The sequence below is a fragment of the Knoellia sp. S7-12 genome (assembly GCF_040518285.1).
Classification (GTDB): domain Bacteria; phylum Actinomycetota; class Actinomycetes; order Actinomycetales; family Dermatophilaceae; genus Knoellia.
The window spans coordinates 2,477,239-2,493,628 of record NZ_CP155449.1 but is presented as its reverse complement, the minus strand read 5'-3'; the positions used below and the strand labels follow the sequence as shown (position 1 = coordinate 2,493,628).

Here is a 16,390-nt window from a genome sequence, read left to right as displayed (position 1 = left end):
GTGGGCGGTCAACCTTTTGGCTCTCCGGTGCGACTCTCTTGGTGTGAGTCCACTTCTGCGATCGATGAACCGGGCCAGCACGGGTGTGCCGGACACGGTCACCGACGTAGGTCGTGACGAAGCCATCGGCGCGCTCTTCCGGGCGCACTGCGCAGACCTCGTCCGCCTGGGCTACGCCCTCACGGGGGACCGCGGAGCGGCCGAGGAGGCGGCCCAGGACGCGTTCATCTCGCTCCACCGGAACTGGGGCTCGCTGCGGGACCACTCGGCGAGCCGGGCCTACCTCCGGGCCGCCGTCGTCAATCGCTGCCGGTCGGTGCACCGGCAGCGGGCACGCACGGTCCGCGTGGTCCAACCACTCCGTCCCGACCTTGTCGAGTTGCCAGGTGCCGACATTGACGCTCTCGCGCATGAGGCATCCCAACGCATCGCGAGCCAGGTCAGAACCCTCCCCACGCGTCAGCGCGAGGTCATCGTGTGCCGCTACTACCTCGACCTCACCGAACGCCAGACCGCCGAGCTGTTGCAGGTGTCGGTGGGGTCAGTCAAGAAGCACGCCAGCCGGGCCTTGGCCGCACTGCACGTCGGACTGGAGGTGGCACCGTGAACGCCCAGGAGCTCGCCTTGCACGTCGCGCTGCACGAGGCCATGGACGACGTGGCGGTGACGGACCATGACGTCGCACGGATGGAGAGCGGGCTGAACGGCCTCATCGAGGTGAAGGCGCGTACGGAGTCGTCGCATCGGCGGTGGCGGTTGGCAGTGGCAGCGGCAGCTGTGCTCGTCGTCCTCACGGTTGGCGTGGCGCAGCGGCAGGGAGATCGGGAGCTATCGCGTCCCGCGGGATTGCCGGTGTCGGACCAGCCCCTCGTCCCCGCCGACCTCGTCGGCACGTGGCAGAACGTGCCAGACAGCCCGTGGGTCTGGGAGTTCACCGCAGAGGGCGAGTTCTCCGCGCACTCCACCGCCGACGACTATCTCAAGGGGCACGCGGGTGACCGGATCGTTGCGCGCTCCGGCGAGGTCTACACCGTGAAGTCAGCGGAGCAATGCGACGAGACGTGGCGCATCAGGAACGTGCGTCCGGGGGTGGTCACGATCGTGTTGCTGACGAGCCCCTGCCGCATCGAGACCGGGGAGATGGACCTCGAGCGCGTCGCTCCCGCGCCGTACCCGAGCGGCGAGCTCTCCCCGAAGTCCACGACGGACGACCCGGGGTCCATCCAGTGGTCGCCCTTCATCAACGGCGTCTGGCTGCACGCGGAGACGGGCACAGTCCTGGCCGTGGGAAGCCCCTGGGGAGGCGACGTCCTCTCATATGTTGTCGATGACGACGGTGATGGAGCGACCAACCCCGACCAGCGTGGCCGGGTGACGGTGTCAGACGACGCGCCTCCAGTGTTCCGGCCCGATGCCACCGAGGGAGCTGAGTGCGTGCTGCGCTTCTCCTCGGTTGTCATCGATCTGGGGGTCATGACCACGACCAGCGCGGACGGCGGTTGCTCCCCGGCGGGAAGTCGACAGAAGTGGGTCCGCCTCACCTGACCGGTCGTGCGTCAGTCCTTGCTGGTCTCGCCGGGCAGGGCCAGCATCTGGTCGAGAGCCTCCTTGGCGTCAGCGGCGACCTGTGCGTCGACCCGGATCGCGTTGACGACGCGCCCTTCGACAAGTGACTCGAGCGTCCACACGAGGTGCGGCAGGTCGATCCGGTTCATCGTCGAGCAGTAGCAGACATTCTTCTCGAGGAAGGTGATCCGCTGCTTGGGGAACATCTGGCCCAGGCGCTGGACGAGGTTGAGCTCGGTACCGACTGCCCAGGCGGTGCCATCGGGGGCAGCGGCGATGGTCTGGATGATCTTCTCGGTCGATCCGACCTCGTCGGCCAGCTCGACGACCTCGTGGCGGCACTCTGGGTGGACGATGATCTTGACGTCGGGGATGCCAGCGCGGGCTGCTTCGACGGCCGCTGTCGTGAAGCGCCCGTGCACCGAGCAGTGTCCGCGCCACAGGATCATCCGGGCGGCCTGCACCTGCTCGATGGTCAGGCCACCCATGGGACGGTGCGGGTCCCAGACGACGCAGTCGTCGAGCGACCCGCCGAGGTCGCGCGCCCACGTGTTGCGGCCGAGGTGCTGGTCGGGGAGGAAGAGCACCTTGCCCTCGCCCTCGACCCCGCCGGACTCACCGAGCGCCCATGTGAGCGCCGTCTTGGCGTTCGAGGACGTGCAGACGGTGCCGGAGTGACGGCCGGTGAAGGCCTTGATCGCGGCCGAGGAGTTCATGTAGGTCACGGGGACGGTCTGGTCAGCAACGCCTGCCTGCGCCAACTGCTCCCAGCAGTCCTCGACCTGCGCGATCGCCGCCATGTCGGCCATGGAGCAACCAGCTGCGAGGTCGGGCAGGATCACGGTCTGGTGCTCGCTCGTGAGGATGTCGGCCGACTCGGCCATGAAGTGGACGCCGCAGAAGACGATCCACGGGGCGTCGGGGCGCGCCGCAGCCTCCTTGGCCAGCTTGAACGAGTCGCCGGTGACATCGGCGAACTCGATGACCTCGTTGCGCTGGTAGTGGTGACCCAGGACGAACACCTTGTCCCCGAGAGCCTCCTTGGCGGCACGCGCCCGGGCGACCAGGTTGGGGTCCGACGGCGCCGGGAGGTCGCCGGGGCACTCGACGCCGCGCTCGGAGCGCAGGTCGCGTCCCTGGCCGAGGACAAGGAGCGGGAGCGGGGCAATGGGCGTGGTCGTCACACGACGATCGTATGCCGCGTGCCAGGTGGGTGTGCTGCCTGCCCTGAGCGTGGGGTCCGGGACCCCACGGGTCGGTCAGGGCTGAGGGATCTCCATGTGCTGGTAGTCCTTGAGGGTGGTCCAGTGGTCCTCGTCGACCATTGGGCTGGCCGACGTAGTCCTCACCGTCAAAGCCCTGGCGGGTCATGTGTCGGTGCGTGCGGGTCCCTGAGTGCGAGGAGTCCCTCCACGACGCAACCACGGGTGACTCGAACCAGCCACCGCATGTCCGGCCGGGATCAGCTCTGCCCGCCCACCGGCAGGCTCACCCGCATGCTGGTCTGGCCGGGACGCGAGTCGATCGAGATGTCTCCGGAGTGGCGTTGGACGACGATCCGTCGGGAGATGTCGAGTCCGAGTCCGGTGCCCTTGCCCACGTCCTTCGTGGTGTAGAACGGCTCGAAGGCACGCGCCTGCACATCGGCAGGCATACCGGGGCCGGAGTCCTCGATCGTCACGATGACGAGCCCAAGCTCGTCGAGATGGGTCGACACGCGAAGGGTGCCCACCCCGTCCATGGCGTCCACGGCGTTGTCGATCAGGTTCGTCCACACCTGGTTGAGCTCGCCCGGGATGCCCTCGATCGTCGGCACCTCTGGGGTGAAGTCGCGCTCGACGGTGATGCCCTCGAGCTTGTGGGCGAGCATCGTGAGCGTGCTCTCGAGCCCCTCGACCACGTCGATGCGCTGCACTCCTGCACGATCGAGCTGGGAGTACGAGCGCACGGCCCCGACGAGGCTGGAGATGCGACCGGTCGCGTCCTTGACCTCCGACAACAGCGTGTGCACGGTCAGCGAGTGGGCCACCCACTCGATGCCGGGTGCGAGCGCGGCCGACCCAAGGGCCTCCTCCACCTCGTCGCACCACCTCGTGTCCATTCCCGCTGCAGCCAGGGCGGGAGCGAGCGTCCAGGCCTCATCCACACCGTGGTCCGCGAGCCAGTCCGACAGCTCGTCCTCACGGTCAGCCACCGCGAGCCGATCGAGCGCCGTTGCCTGCGGAGCAGCGACGCGCCGCAGCTCCTCCAGTCGAACCACCTGCTCCGGCGTGATGCCTTGCGACACCAGGCGCAGCATGGACGAGACCAGGGCCTGCGAGGTCGTCGCCAGCGAGTCCACGGCCCGAGTGGCGGCCGCGGCGGGGTTGTTGATCTCGTGGGCCAGCCCGGCCGCGAGCGTCCCCAGCGCGACAAGGGCCTCGCGCTGTCGGGCGTTGGACTCCACTCGCCGCACGGTGTCGACGAGTCCGCGGATGAAGTGCACCCCGAACGCGAACCACTCGTTGCCGAGCCTGCCGAGGTCGCGGGAAGGGACACGCAGGAGTCGTGTGCGCTCCACCACGTGACCTGTCGCGAAGCACAGCGCGTTGGGGTCCCAGGCGGCGAACCCGCCCGCCCACTGTCCCGGGGTGGTCATGGCCCCGACGACCGTCTCCTCCTTGCCAACGCGCTTGAGCAGGTTCACCGAACCCTCCAGCATGACCCACCAGGTGTCGGCAGGTTGGCCCTCGCGCCACAGCTCCTCGCCCGGCTCGGCGACCATCTCGCTGCCTGCATCCACGAGCTGTCCGAGCTGCGCGTCGCTCAGATCGTCGAACAGCGGGATCCGGCGCAGGTCCTCGAGCGTCATCAGATCGTCGCCAGGTAGCGGTGGACCAGATAGACCGACATGGCACCTTCGCCGACCGCCGAAGCGACACGCTTCATCGAGTCCTGCCGGACATCACCTGCAGCGAAGACCCCGGGGACGCTGGTTTCCAGCGCGAAGGGTGCACGCGGGAGCGGCCACCTTTCCCCACCTGGGCTCGCGATCATCTCCTGCCCGGTCACGAGGAAGCCTTTCGCATCGCGGGCCACCTCGCCCACCCAGTCGGTGCGGGGAGTGGCGCCGATGAAGACGAAGAGCCAGCTGGTCTTCACCTCCTCCTCGTCTCCCGACGCACGGTCAACGAGGGTGAGGCGCTCGAGATGTCCCGATCCGGAGACGGCTGCGACCTCGGTGCCTAGCCGCACCTCGACGTTCGGCGTCGAGCGGATCCGGTCGACCAGATACTGCGACATCCCGGCGGCCAGCTCATGTCCGCGCACCAGCATCACGACACGCCGCGCATGCCGGGCGAAGTTCAGCACCGCCTGCCCGGCGGAGTTCGCAGCACCCACGATGTAGACGTCCTCGTCCTCGCACTGAAGGGCCTCGTTCGCCGAGGCCCCGTAGTACACACCTCGCAGAGCGAGCTCCTTGACCCCGGGCGCATCGAGGCGACGGTAGGACACGCCTGTGGCCACCAGGACGGCCCGCGCCTCGATGGCGTCGCCACCCTCGAGAAGGACTGCGCGGACAGGCCCTCTCGTCTCGAACCCGGTGACGTCACTCGCGAGGACGGTCTCCGCGCCGAACCGGGCCGCCTGGGCCACGGCTCGGTGGGTCAGGTCCGCTCCCGACAGACCCTTCGGGAAGCCGAGATAGTTCTCGATCGACGCGCTCTGGGCTGCCTGACCCCCCGGTGCGTCACGCTCGACGACCACCGTGGACAGTCCCTCCGAGGCTGCGTACACGGCCGCGGCGAGGCCGGCCGGTCCGGCCCCGACGATGCACAGGTCATAGAGGGGTTGCTCCGCTCGGGTGCGCAGGCCCAGCGCGGTGGCGAGCTCACGCGTCGACGGAGAGGCCAGCGAGTCACCGTCTGGCACCAGGACCAGAGGGAGGTCGTCAACCGTTCGGTTCGCGAGATCCAGGAGGAGTCGTGCCTCTTCGTCGCGCTCCAGGTCCAGCCATCGGTAGGGAACATGGTTGCGCGCCAAGAAGGTCTTGATCTCGTAGCTGCGCTCCGACCACCGGTGGCCGAGAACGCGCACCTCAGAGATCTCCGGCGGGTGTGCGCCGATCCAGTCGTCGAGGAGACCGTCGACGATGGGGTAGAGGTGCTCCTCGGGCGGGTCCCAGGGCTTGAACATGTAGTAGTCGAGGGCGATGTCGTTGATCGCCCTGATGGCGACGTCGGTGTCGGCATAGGCCGTCAGGAGCAGGAGCTTGGACTCAGGGGACTTCTCGCGCACCTCCGCCAGCATCTCGATCCCGGTCATCTGCGGCATCATCTGGTCCGAGACCACAAGCGCCACTGACCGGTCTCGCAGGATCAGCTCGTCCAGCAGCCCGAGGGCCTCGACCCCTGAGGTGGCCGACACCAACCTGTACTCCCCGCCATAGCGCTTGCGAAGGTCGCGCGCTATCGCCTGGGACACCACCGGATCGTCATCCACGGCAAGGATGGTGGGCTTGGAGGCCATGTCGGCTCATTCCGTCGTCGTGCGTGGTGATCCAAGATCCTGCCAGCAGGCGGCCCGGGCTGTTGGCGATACACAGGAACACGCAGAGGCCCTGCCGGGACAGCTCCGCGGTGGGGCCGGGGGCCTATGGGCCATCCTCGCTCGCACCTCTGGTCCAGGAGTTCGAGTTCCCCTTCTATGGCGAGCTCTCCCCGGCCGTGATGAACCGATTTGCTCCCTCGCCCAAGACCTACATCAACGGCACCGACTTCGCGACGATGACCTATTCGGGCTCGGATGACGTCACTGCTCCCGTCACACCGGTCCAGCTGACGCTCCAAGGCCGAGCTCGCCCAGGCTGCCGGCGCGTCGGCCGTTGTCGTGATGAACGAAGGTCAGGCGGGCCGCACCGGCCCGGTCGCGGGCACGCTCGGCGCGCCCGTGGTGACCATCCCTGTCGTCGGCGCGGGTTATGCCGTGGGCGTGGAGCTGTCCGCTCCCGGCACGACGCTGCACATCAAGACCGACACCGAGTCCGAGATCCGTCGCCAACGTCAACCTCAGGGCGATCGACGAGAAACTCGGACGCCATGGCACACGCCGTCGTCACCTACGCGATGAGCACGGCTGACGTCAACGCTGGCAAGGGCCGCCCGGTGGCGCCTCCCGGCCAGCACGTCAACGGCACGCCCGTCGGAGTCGGCGCCACGAGCGGTGGTGGTCTGCACGACGACCACGACCACGGTGGCGACCATTCCTGACCCAGCAGCGCAGCACGGCCGAGGGCCGGTCACCCACCTGGTGGCCGGCCCTCGGCGCGTCCGGGTCCGGCCCGTGGTGGCTGAGCAAGCCGGGGACTTACCGTGGCGGTCAGCGTCGTGCACCAGATACGGTGCGTGCCGTGCACGTCGTCATCGCCCCGGACTGCTTCACCGGAACCCTCACGGCCACTCAGGCCGCGGAGGCGATGGCTGCAGGGTGGCACGACACCGCCCCTGCGGACACGTTGACCCTCCTCCCACTGTCCGACGGCGGCCCGGGCTTCCTCGACGTCCTCGCCGGGGCCCTCGACGGCGACATCGTCGCCCTCACCGTGAGCGACCCGCTCGGCCGCGACGTGCCGGCCGCGATTCTTGTCGTCGGAGCGGAAGGTGAGCGAACGGCATACATCGAATCGGCTCAGGCCGCAGGCCTGCACCTGCTCGCCGCGGACGAGCGCAATCCCGCACTCACGAGCACATGGGGGGTCGGCCAGCTGCTCCGGGCTGCCCTGGCCGAGAAGCCGAACCGCATCGTCGTCGGGCTCGGGGGGAGCAGCACCAACGACGGTGGCGCCGGCCTGCTCGCAGCCCTGGGTGCCGGTCCGATCGAGCACCTCGCTCGAGGTGGCAGCGCCCTTGCGGCCGCGCCCGACGACGCGTTGTCCGGCCTGCTGTCGGTGCGTGAGCAGTTCGCCGGCGTCGACCTCGTCATCGCGACCGACGTTGAGAATCCGCTGCTCGGGTTCAAGGGCGCCAGTGCCGTCTTCGGCCCGCAGAAGGGTGCGACGCCCGAGCTCGCCCAAACGCTCGAAGGTGCTCTAGGTCGCTTCACCGAGATCGTGGCCCGCACCGTGCCCGAGCCCCTGGACCTGCTCACTGGTGCCCCGCGGCGGCTCGAGCGTGAGCCGGGAGCAGGTGCAGCCGGTGGGCTCGGCTACGCCTTGTTCCTTCTGGGCGGACGCCGGGTCAGCGGGGTGGATCTCGTCCTGGAGGCCGTGCGATTCCGGGACGTCGTCCACGGTTGCGACCTCGTCGTCACGGGGGAGGGCACGTTCGACTGGCAGAGCCTGCAGGGCAAAGTTGCCGCGGGCGTCGCAGTGGCAGCTCTGGAGGCAGGCCTGCCGAGCGTGGTGCTCGCCGGGCAGGTCCTGGTCGGTCGTCGCGAGACGATGGGACTGGGGATCAGCGGCACGTATGCCGTCGCCGAGACTCCCGAACAGGTCGACGCCGCGCTGCTGGACCCGGTCGGCACCCTGCGTGCCAGAGCCGCCCGGGTCGCCAGAACGTGGTCCCCTGCTCGGTGATCCGCCGCAACCGACGTACGCTAGGGGAAGCGTTCGGGAACAGATCGCGGCCGACAGCAGTTGCGACCTGATGCACACCACCAGTCCATCCCGAGCCCCGACGCATCACAGGAGTCACCCATGAGCGAGCTCGACACCCAGGCCGTGACCGACACCGCGACCGAGGCCGCGACCACAACCGAGGCGCCGGCCCACGAGGTTCTCCTCACCGACCTCGCTGCGGGCAAGGTCAAATCGCTTCTCGCACAGGAGGGTCGCGAAGACCTGCGTCTGCGAGTCGGCGTGCAACCCGGCGGCTGTTCCGGTCTCATCTATCAGCTCTACTTCGACGAGCGCTCCCTCGACGGTGACCTCGTGCGTGACTTCGACGGTGTGGAGGTTGTCATCGACCGCATGAGCGCCCCCTACCTCGTCGGCGCCACGATCGACTTCTCCGACACCATCGAGAAGCAGGGCTTCACCATCGACAACCCCAACGCCGGCAGTTCCTGCGCCTGCGGCGACTCGTTCAGCTGAGTCGTAGCCACCCGGCACACCAGCAGGGCCCCTCACCGTCGTGGTGAGGGGCCCTGCGGCGTATGCCGGGGCGTGGCTTTCGCCGATGTCAGGGTCCTCAGCGGAGCGAGCCGCGCGCCTCAGCGGTACTCGGGGTTGGGGTGGTCGAAGTTTGCGCCCTGGTCCCACTTGACCCGCTCGTTGCCGCCGGCCGGGAAGCCGCCGCCCTGCTTGAGCAGCCACGCGAGGTGCATGAGGTTCCAGGTCATGAACGTCGTGTTGCGCTGGGTGAACTCGTTCTCCGGGCCGCCACTGCCCGTGTCGAGGTAGGACGGTCCCGGGCCAGCCTCACCGATCCACCCGGCGTCGGCATTGGGTGGGATGGAGCAGCCGAGGTGCTGGAGGCTGTAGAGGATGTTGGACGCGCAGTGCTTGATGCCGTCCTCGTTGCCGGTGATGATGGCGCCACCGACCTTGCCGTAGTAGATGTATTGGCCCTGGTCGTTGGTCTCGCCACTCATGGCATAGAGGCGCTCGATGACCTGCTTCGTGACGCTCGAGTTGTCGCCGAGCCAGATCGGTCCGGCGATGACGATGATGTCGCTGGAGCTCACACGCTCGAAGATCGAGGGCCACTCGTCACTCGCCCAGCCGTGTTCGGTCATATCGGGATAGACGCCAGTGGCGATGTCGTGGTCAACGGCGCGCAGCACCTCCACCTCGACTCCGTGCTTCTCCATGATTGCCGTGCTGACGTCGATGAGTCCCTGGGTGTGGCTCTTCTCGGGCGAGCGTTTGAGCGTGCAGTTGAAGATGATCGCCCTGAGGCCGGTGAAGTCGGAGTCCTGCCAGCGGGGGGTGTCCATGCCCGGCACTCTGCCCCGTTGGCCGGCGCACAACAAGGGACCGCAATGGTCAGGTGCCGTCAGGTTCTGTCAGCGGCGGCCGCGGGTGCGGGTCCCTTCGAGCGCAGCAGGCGCCAGGGCTGTGAGACCAGGACGAAGGCCACCAGAGGCAGGACCAGGAGCAACCACGGCCCCTGGATGCCGGCATCGATCGTCCCGGGCGAGTGCTGGGCCGTGAAGGTCGTCCCGAACCACGGGAAGGTCTGCACCTCGACTTCGTGGGACACGCCCGCGGCCTCGATGGTCTGCAGGATGGTGAGGCTCGTGGCCAGCAGACCCCACACCAGGAGCGTGAACACCGCGGTCCCCGCCATGAACCCGTGCTGCCACCGAGGTCGAGCAGGGTCACCCGGCTGCGCTGCATACGCAAGTTGCTTGGGCGAGCCGATGCCGAAGAGTGCGGGCGTCAGGCCGATGTCGGCGGCGGCGTCGGTGAGGTTGCTGCGCAGCTCGGCGCGCAGCTCCCGACGTCGCGCGGTTCGCACGCCCCGAAGGTCGAGCCAGAAGCCATAGCGCTGGACGGCGTACTCGATACGGGCACGGTCGACGAGGTTCATGTGGGCTCCCCTGGGGCGGTGTGGGCGGTGGTTGACGTGGCGGTGGCGGTGGCGGTGGCGACGGACTCGACGAGGTCGCTCCACGAGGCGCGCCGATGGATGAGCTCGGTGGCACCCGCGTCGGTCAGGCGGTAGTACTTGCGGGCAGGACCAGACGCGCTGCGCAGGAGGTAGGAGTCGAGGAGGCCGGCGTTCTCGAGTCGGGTGAGACCGGGATAGACCGTGCCCTCGGCCAGCTCGTCGAAGCCCGCGGAGCGCAGCTGGGTCACGAGGCCGTAGCCGTAGTGGTCGCCGGTCGAGAGGGCGCTCAGGAGGAGAAGTCCGAGGACTCCCTTGAGCATCTGCGGGTCATGGGTGGGCACCGCTCCACTGTGACGCCTAGTACTATGCAATGTCAAGTACCGCGACGGCGCCTGACGCGTTCACGCCGGGCGCCTTCGCGCCGGGCGAACGCGGTTGCGGACGCCAAGGGGAGGACGCTGGGGATGACGGGGTAAGTTGCCGACGTGCGTATTGCTATCACTGGGTCCATCGCGACCGACCACCTCATGACCTTCAAAGGCCGGTTCGCCGACTCACTCGTCGTCGAGCAGCTCGACAAGATCTCGGTGAGCTTCCTCGCGGACACGCTCGAGATCCGTCGGGGGGGAGTGGCCGGCAACATCTGCTTCGGCATGGCTGCTCTCGGCCAGAACCCGCTGCTCGTCGGCGCAGCCGGAGAGGACTTTGGCGACTACCGCAGCTGGCTGACCCGACACGGCGTGAACTGCGACCACGTCCTCATCTCGAGCACCAAGCACACGGCACGTTTCGTCTGCACGACCGACGACGACATGGCCCAGATGGCGACGTTCTATGCCGGGGCCATGAGCGAGGCGCGGCTCATCGAGCTGGGGCCGATCGAGGGCGCGACACCGCTCGACCTGGTCCTCATCGGGGCCAACGATCCGGAGGCGATGCTTCGCCACACCGACGAGTGCCGCAGTCGCGGTCTCACCTTCGTTGCCGACCCGTCGCAGCAGCTCGCGTTCGCCGACGGGCCGTTCATCCGCAAGCTCATCGAGGGCGCGGACTACCTCTTCACCAACGAGTACGAAGCGCACCTCACCGAGCAGAAGACCGGGTGGAGTGCTGCCGACATCGCGGCCCAGGTGACCACCCGCGTCATCACCAAGGGCAAGGACGGCGCCGTCATCGTCACTCGCGGTGAGGAGCCCATCGAGGTCCCCATCGCCGGCGAGACGCGCCGGGCCGACCCGACCGGCGTCGGCGACGCCTTCCGCGCTGGCTTCCTCACCGGGCTCTCGGCCGGACTCGGCCACCGCCGCTGCGCCGAGATCGGTTCCCTCCTCGCGACCTACGTCCTCGAGACCATCGGGACCCAGGAATACGTCCTCGACAAGGCAAAGTTCCTCGACCGCCTCGCGCAGTCCTACGGCGACGACTCCGCCGCCGAGGTCGAGCCGCACATCATGTGCGTGAGGCCCTGACCCCCACGCCGGTGAACGTCCCCTTCCCGCCCGTCGAGCCGCCGCCGAGCGAGTGGGCTCTGGGCCATCTGCGTCCCACCGACGACGAGGACCTCGTCGCCGCTGGGGCCGACCTCGAGCCGGGCACGCTGCTCGTGGCCTATCGTGCAGGCCTCTTCCCCATGGGGCTCGGCGACCACGGCGCCCGACCCATCGGCTGGTGGTCGCCGGAGCCCCGCGGCATCCTCGTGCCCGGCGGGTTCCGCGAACGACGCTCCCTCAAGAAGGCGCGCGCCCGGTTCGAGATCCGCGTCGACACCGCCTTCACGGACGTCATGGAGCGCTGCGCCGACCCCGATCGGGAGGGGCGCTGGATCACTGACGAGATCATCGCGGCATACACCGAGCTCCACCGACTGGGCTGGGCGCACAGCGTCGAGACGTGGCGCGACGGCGTCCTCGTCGGTGGCCTCTATGGGATTGCCATCGGTGGGCTGTTCGCCGGTGAGTCGATGTTTCACTCCGAGCGGGACGCCTCCAAGGTCGCCCTCGCCGCACTGGTGGACATCGTCCATGCCGACGACGACCCGCGCCGGCTGATCGACGTGCAGTGGTCCACCGAGCACCTCGAGCGGCTCGGCGTCACGGAGTGGCCACGCGAGCGCTACCTCGCGGCGCTCGGTGCGGCATTGCAGGCGCCGCCCGTCTCGTTCGGCTGAGTCTCAACCCAGAATGACGGTGTATGCCGTGTGCTCGCCCAGGCGTTCGAGCGTCACTGAGTGCCCACGCATCCTTGCCCACGCCGGGATGTCCGCCTCGGCAGCTGGGTCGTCCGCCAGCGCGAGCAGCTCTGTGCCAGAGGGAAGTTCGCGCGCGAGTCGAGCGAGCTGGATCACGGGCAGGGGACATTTGAGCCCTCGGGCGTCAAGATCTGGCGCAGGGTCTGGCTCGCCATGATGGCGGTTCACAGGTCGCTCACTCCGAGCCGGTCGCGGAGGTCGGCGACGACTCCCGGGAGCTCGCGACAGAGCGCGTCGACGTCGCTGGCACGGTCGGGGGAGACGGACTCGAGGGGGAGGGTCACTCGCACATTGCCGTGGGTGAGGGCACCCATGGCGGCGAGGACGTGGCTGGGTTCCAGACGGCTGGAGGTGCAGGCGGACCCGGACGCAACGACGATGCCGAGGCGGTCGAGGGCGTCGACGATGCTCTCGCCATCGACATAGAGAGCGCTGAAGGTCACGACGTGGGGGAGCCGGTCGGTCGGGTCGCCGACGACGTCGACGTCCTTGACGCCGGCCGCGGCGTTGCGGATCTGGTCGATGAGGGCGCGAGCCGAAGCGGACTCGGCGGCCCGCCTGGGGACGGCCTGTTGCCACGCCTCGGCGGCGGCGAGAGCGAGCGGGACCCAGGGGTCGGCCGGCTCACGACCGTGCTCGGGCTCCCACCGGGGGCCGGGCAGGTCGAAGCGGGTGCCGGTGCGGACCACGAGCACACCCAGGGGCGGGCCGGCCACGGTGGCGGCATCACCCACGAGCACGTCGTAGGTCTCGGGGGTGGCCATCCGCCCCAACGACGCCGAGCCGTCGACCAAGAGCGGGAGGCCAGCCGCACGGCATACCGAAAAATGATGCTCGAGGGGCTGAATCGTGCCGACTTCGCCGTTGGCGTGCTGGAGCGCCACGGCTGCGGACGGCGGTCCGTCTGCGAGAGCCGTCTCAAGGGTCTGGGGCAGCAGGCGGCCCAGATGGTTCACCGGAAGAGGAGCGAAGTCCGGGTCGGCCTCGTGCGCTTCGTGGAGCAGGACCGCCTGATCGACGGCGGAGGTGATGACCCGAGCGCCGACCCGCCGACGCGCGTGCCGCAGCCCCGCCGCTGCTGTCCGCAGGGCGTGGGCGCCGCTGGGGTGGAAGGTGATCTCGTCGGGGCGGGCATCGAGTGACTCGGCGAGACTCTCACGGGCACGGTCGAGCAGGTGCCGGGCCCGGCGACCCTCCCGATGGAGTCGTCGAGGGTCGGCCCACCCCGCGTCAAGGGCCGCGAGCAGCGTGTCGCGGGCGGAGGGGTGCAGAGGGCTGCGGGTGGCGTCCAGCACCTCACGACCGTAACGCCACCCGTCCCCGGGAAGTTCCGCCCCATGCACTAGTGTTTCCCCGTGTTCCAGCAGACGAAGCAGGAGGGTGCCACGGTGCCTCAGCACGACCCTTTCAAGCCCCGCTCACGCGGCCGCAGCGTGGCCACATGGGCCGCTCTGGCCGTGGTGGCGATGGTGGCCCTCAGCGGTTGCGAGTTGGGTGACGTCAAGGACGGTTTCCTGCCGCGAGGCGTCACCGAGAACGCCGACCGGGTTCGGACCCTCTGGATCGGCGCCTGGATCGCTCTCCTCGTCGTGGGAGCCCTCGTGTGGGGCCTCATCCTGTGGTGCGTGGTGGCCTACCGCCGACGCCGCGACGACAACGAGCTCCCCGTGCAGCTGCGCTACAACGTGCCGCTCGAGATCCTCTACACGATCCTCCCGATCTTCATGATCGCGGTGTTCTTCTTCTACACCGCCAAGGACCAGACGGCCCTGCTGGACACCAAGCAGGACCCGGCCGTGACGGTCAACGTCGTGGGCAAGCAGTGGTCCTGGGACTTCAACTACGTCGAGGCCGACGTCCACGAGGTGGGCACGCAGGCCATCCTGACGGGTGAGCCCGGCGCCGAGGAGACCATCCCGACGATGTATCTGCCGGTGAACGAGCGCGTCGAGTTCGTGCTCACATCCCGCGATGTCATCCACTCGTTCTGGGTCCCGCAGTTCCTGCAGAAGCTCGACATGATCCCCGGCAAGGTCAACAAGTTCCAGGTCGTTCCGACCGAGGAAGGCACCTTCAAGGGCAAGTGCGCCGAGTTGTGTGGCGCCTACCACTCGCAGATGTTGTTCAACGTCAAGGTCGTGTCCCGCCCCGACTTCGATGCGCACCTTGCCGACCTGAAGTCCCGCGGCCAGACCGGCATGTTGGGCACCGACCTCAACCGCGAGGGTTCGGGCCTGGTTCCTGGCGAGGACAAGAAGCTGCCCGAGGAACTGAGGAACTGACCTGATGAGCGCGGCAACCGAATCCACCACCATGCTCCGCGAGCGTGCGGCCACGCGTCCGCACGCACGACTCGCACCGGGCGCCACGGTGGTCAAGTGGATGACCACGACCGATCACAAGGTCATCGGCAACCTCTACTTCATCACCTCGTTCGCGTGGTTTCTCATGGGCGGCGTCATGGCGCTCATCATCCGCGCCGAGCTGATCCAGCCGGGCATGCAGGTCGTGGACAACCCCGACCAGTTCAACCAGCTCTTCACGATGCACGGCACGATCATGCTGTTGTTGTTCGCGACGCCGCTGTTTGCCGGCTTCGCCAACGCGTTGATGCCGCTCCAGATCGGCGCGCCCGACGTGTCGTTCCCCCGACTCAACATGTTCGCCTACTGGCTCTACCTCTTCGGTGGGCTCATCGCCGCCGGTGGCTTCCTCACCCCGGGTGGCGCGGCCGCATTCGGATGGTTCGCCTACACGCCGCTGTCGGACTCGTCCTACAGCCCCGGCATGGGTGGCAATCTCTGGGTCTTCGGTCTGGCGCTGGCCGGTTTCGGCACCATCCTCGGCTCGGTCAACTTCATCACCACGATCCTGACGATGCGCGCTCCGGGCATGACCATGTTCCGGATGCCGATCTTCGTGTGGACCGTCCTCATCACGTCGATCCTCGTCCTCCTCATCTTCCCGGCACTGGCCGCCGCGTTGTTCGCGCTCGGTGCCGATCGACGGTTCGGGGCGCACATCTTCGACCCGCAAAGCGGCGGCGTGATGCTCTGGCAACACGTCTTCTGGTTCTTCGGGCACCCAGAGGTCTACGTCATCGCCCTGCCGTTCTTCGGGATCATCTCCGAGATCCTCCCGGTGTTCTCCCGCAAACCGATCTTCGGTTACAAGACCCTCGTCTACGCGACGATCTCCATCGCCGCGCTGTCGGTCTCGGTCTGGGCCCACCACATGTACGGCACGGGCCAGGTGCTCCTCCCGTTCTTTGCGATCATGACCATGCTCATCGCGGTGCCGACCGGTGTGAAGTTCTTCAACTGGATCGGCACGATGTGGGGCGGAAAGCTCACCTTCGACACCCCGATGCTGTGGTCGCTCGGCTTCCTCGTGACCTTCCTCTTCGGTGGTCTCACGGGTGTCATCCTTGCGAGCCCCGCCCTCGACTTCCACCTCACCGACAGCTACTTCGTCGTGGCGCACTTCCACTACGTCGTCTTCGGCACAGTCGTCTTCGCGATGTTCGGTGGCTTCTACTTCTGGTGGCCCAAGTTCACCGGTCGCATGCTTGACGAGAAACTGGGCAAGATCCACTTCTGGATGCTGTTCGTCGGGTTCCACACGACCTTCCTCATCCAGCACCTGCTGGGCATCTGGGGTATGCCGCGTCGCTACGCCGACTACCTCCCCGAGGATGGCTTCACCCTGGCCAACCAGATCTCCTCTGGCGGAGCGTTCCTCCTCGGTGCATCCATGCTGCCGTTCTTCTACAACGTCTGGAAGACGTGGCGCTACGCGCCGCTCGTCGAGACCGATGACCCGTGGGGATACGGCGCTTCGCTCGAGTGGGCGACGTCCTGCCCGCCGCCACGCCACAACTTCAACTCGATCCCGCGAATTCGCTCCGAGCGCCCGGCCTTCGACTTGAACCACCCCGAAGCCGCACCCGCTGGCTATGAGCGCAGCGGTCTCGTCAAGGCCATGGGTCCGGCCGATCTCGGGGACCAGGCGATGTCCTCGACGACGAAGAACAAGGAGTCCTGAC

General features: G+C 68.0%; 17 protein-coding genes and 1 pseudogene. 10 read left to right on the top strand and 8 right to left on the bottom strand.

From position 1 onward, the window contains the following. Window positions 1-43 precede the first annotated feature (43 nt). Window positions 44-607: a sigma-70 family RNA polymerase sigma factor gene (locus V6K52_RS12015; RefSeq protein WP_353950347.1), complete on the top strand. Its 564-nt coding sequence runs from the start codon at window positions 44-46 to the stop codon at window positions 605-607. Next, window positions 604-1,545, top strand: coding sequence for a hypothetical protein (locus V6K52_RS12010; RefSeq protein ID WP_353950346.1), 942 nt, complete (start codon window positions 604-606; stop codon window positions 1,543-1,545). Before V6K52_RS12015 ends, V6K52_RS12010 begins: the two co-directional genes overlap by 4 nt. A gap of 11 nt (window positions 1,546-1,556) precedes the next feature. On the opposite strand, the gene nadA is transcribed toward V6K52_RS12010, so the two are convergent. The 3 genes from nadA to V6K52_RS11995 form a co-directional block, all read right to left on the bottom strand. Further along, on the bottom strand, window positions 1,557-2,750 hold the full coding sequence (gene nadA, locus V6K52_RS12005) for a quinolinate synthase NadA (protein WP_353950345.1): 1,194 nt from the start codon (window positions 2,748-2,750) through the stop codon (window positions 1,557-1,559). Between the two features lie 278 nt (window positions 2,751-3,028). Next, complete coding sequence (locus V6K52_RS12000) at window positions 3,029-4,417, bottom strand: ATP-binding protein (protein ID WP_353950344.1); 1,389 nt, start codon at window positions 4,415-4,417, stop codon at window positions 3,029-3,031. Beyond that, window positions 4,417-6,075 carry an FAD-dependent oxidoreductase gene (locus tag V6K52_RS11995; protein WP_353950343.1) on the bottom strand — a complete coding sequence of 553 codons (1,659 nt, stop codon included), beginning with the start codon at window positions 6,073-6,075 and terminating at the stop codon, window positions 4,417-4,419. The genes V6K52_RS12000 and V6K52_RS11995 overlap by 1 nt, the downstream gene beginning before the upstream one ends. A 327-nt stretch (window positions 6,076-6,402) precedes the next feature. Between V6K52_RS11995 and V6K52_RS11990 the strand changes: the two are divergent. The 4 genes and pseudogenes from V6K52_RS11990 to V6K52_RS11975 form a co-directional block, all read left to right on the top strand. Continuing rightward, window positions 6,403-6,675, top strand: a pseudogene (locus V6K52_RS11990) (hypothetical protein); the annotation flags it as partial. Next, entirely contained in the window at window positions 6,645-6,815 is a 171-nt protein-coding gene (locus V6K52_RS11985) for a hypothetical protein (protein WP_353950342.1), read from the top strand. The pseudogene V6K52_RS11990 and the gene V6K52_RS11985, both read left to right, overlap by 31 nt. 131 nt (window positions 6,816-6,946) lie before the next feature. Further along, a complete protein-coding gene (locus V6K52_RS11980) occupies window positions 6,947-8,119 on the top strand; it encodes a glycerate kinase (protein WP_353950341.1) in 1,173 nt (390 codons plus the stop codon). A 120-nt stretch (window positions 8,120-8,239) separates the two neighbouring features. Continuing rightward, entirely contained in the window at window positions 8,240-8,635 is a 396-nt protein-coding gene (locus V6K52_RS11975) for an iron-sulfur cluster assembly accessory protein (RefSeq protein ID WP_353950340.1), read from the top strand. Window positions 8,636-8,754: 119 nt separating this feature from the next. On the opposite strand, the gene V6K52_RS11970 is transcribed toward V6K52_RS11975, so the two are convergent. Genes V6K52_RS11970 through V6K52_RS11960 form a run of 3 tightly spaced genes read right to left on the bottom strand, consistent with a single transcriptional unit; the run spans window position 8,755 to window position 10,438 of the window. Next, on the bottom strand, window positions 8,755-9,480 hold the full coding sequence (locus V6K52_RS11970; RefSeq protein WP_353950339.1) for a flavodoxin family protein: 726 nt from the start codon (window positions 9,478-9,480) through the stop codon (window positions 8,755-8,757). Window positions 9,481-9,539: 59 nt separating this feature from the next. Next, entirely contained in the window at window positions 9,540-10,076 is a 537-nt protein-coding gene (locus V6K52_RS11965) for a hypothetical protein (protein ID WP_353950338.1), read from the bottom strand. Then, complete coding sequence (locus V6K52_RS11960; protein WP_353950337.1) at window positions 10,073-10,438, bottom strand: PadR family transcriptional regulator; 366 nt, start codon at window positions 10,436-10,438, stop codon at window positions 10,073-10,075. Before V6K52_RS11960 ends, V6K52_RS11965 begins: the two co-directional genes overlap by 4 nt. 144 nt (window positions 10,439-10,582) lie before the next feature. Between V6K52_RS11960 and V6K52_RS11955 the strand changes: the two genes are divergently transcribed. Together V6K52_RS11955 and aat are read left to right on the top strand one after the other, a co-directional pair. Beyond that, on the top strand, window positions 10,583-11,566 hold the full coding sequence (locus tag V6K52_RS11955; RefSeq protein ID WP_353950336.1) for a carbohydrate kinase family protein: 984 nt from the start codon (window positions 10,583-10,585) through the stop codon (window positions 11,564-11,566). Beyond that, a complete protein-coding gene (gene aat, locus V6K52_RS11950; RefSeq protein WP_353950335.1) occupies window positions 11,551-12,264 on the top strand; it encodes a leucyl/phenylalanyl-tRNA--protein transferase in 714 nt (237 codons plus the stop codon). Before V6K52_RS11955 ends, aat begins: the two co-directional genes overlap by 16 nt. Before the next feature lie 3 nt (window positions 12,265-12,267). Here the strand turns inward: aat and V6K52_RS11945 are convergent, their stop codons facing one another. Together V6K52_RS11945 and V6K52_RS11940 are read right to left on the bottom strand one after the other, a co-directional pair. Further along, window positions 12,268-12,513 carry a sulfurtransferase TusA family protein gene (locus V6K52_RS11945; RefSeq protein ID WP_353950334.1) on the bottom strand — a complete coding sequence of 82 codons (246 nt, stop codon included), beginning with the start codon at window positions 12,511-12,513 and terminating at the stop codon, window positions 12,268-12,270. After that, window positions 12,510-13,640 (bottom strand): aminotransferase class V-fold PLP-dependent enzyme, encoded by a 1,131-nt coding sequence (locus V6K52_RS11940; RefSeq protein ID WP_353950333.1) that lies wholly within the window; start codon window positions 13,638-13,640, stop codon window positions 12,510-12,512. Before V6K52_RS11940 ends, V6K52_RS11945 begins: the two co-directional genes overlap by 4 nt. Before the next feature lie 60 nt (window positions 13,641-13,700). On the opposite strand from V6K52_RS11940, the gene coxB reads away from it, so the two are divergent. Continuing rightward, window positions 13,701-14,627, top strand: coding sequence for a cytochrome c oxidase subunit II (gene coxB / locus V6K52_RS11935; RefSeq protein WP_353950332.1), 927 nt, complete (start codon window positions 13,701-13,703; stop codon window positions 14,625-14,627). A 31-nt stretch (window positions 14,628-14,658) separates the two neighbouring features. After that, entirely contained in the window at window positions 14,659-16,389 is a 1,731-nt protein-coding gene (gene ctaD / locus V6K52_RS11930) for a cytochrome c oxidase subunit I (RefSeq protein WP_353953772.1), read from the top strand. Window position 16,390: the final 1 nt, after the last annotated feature.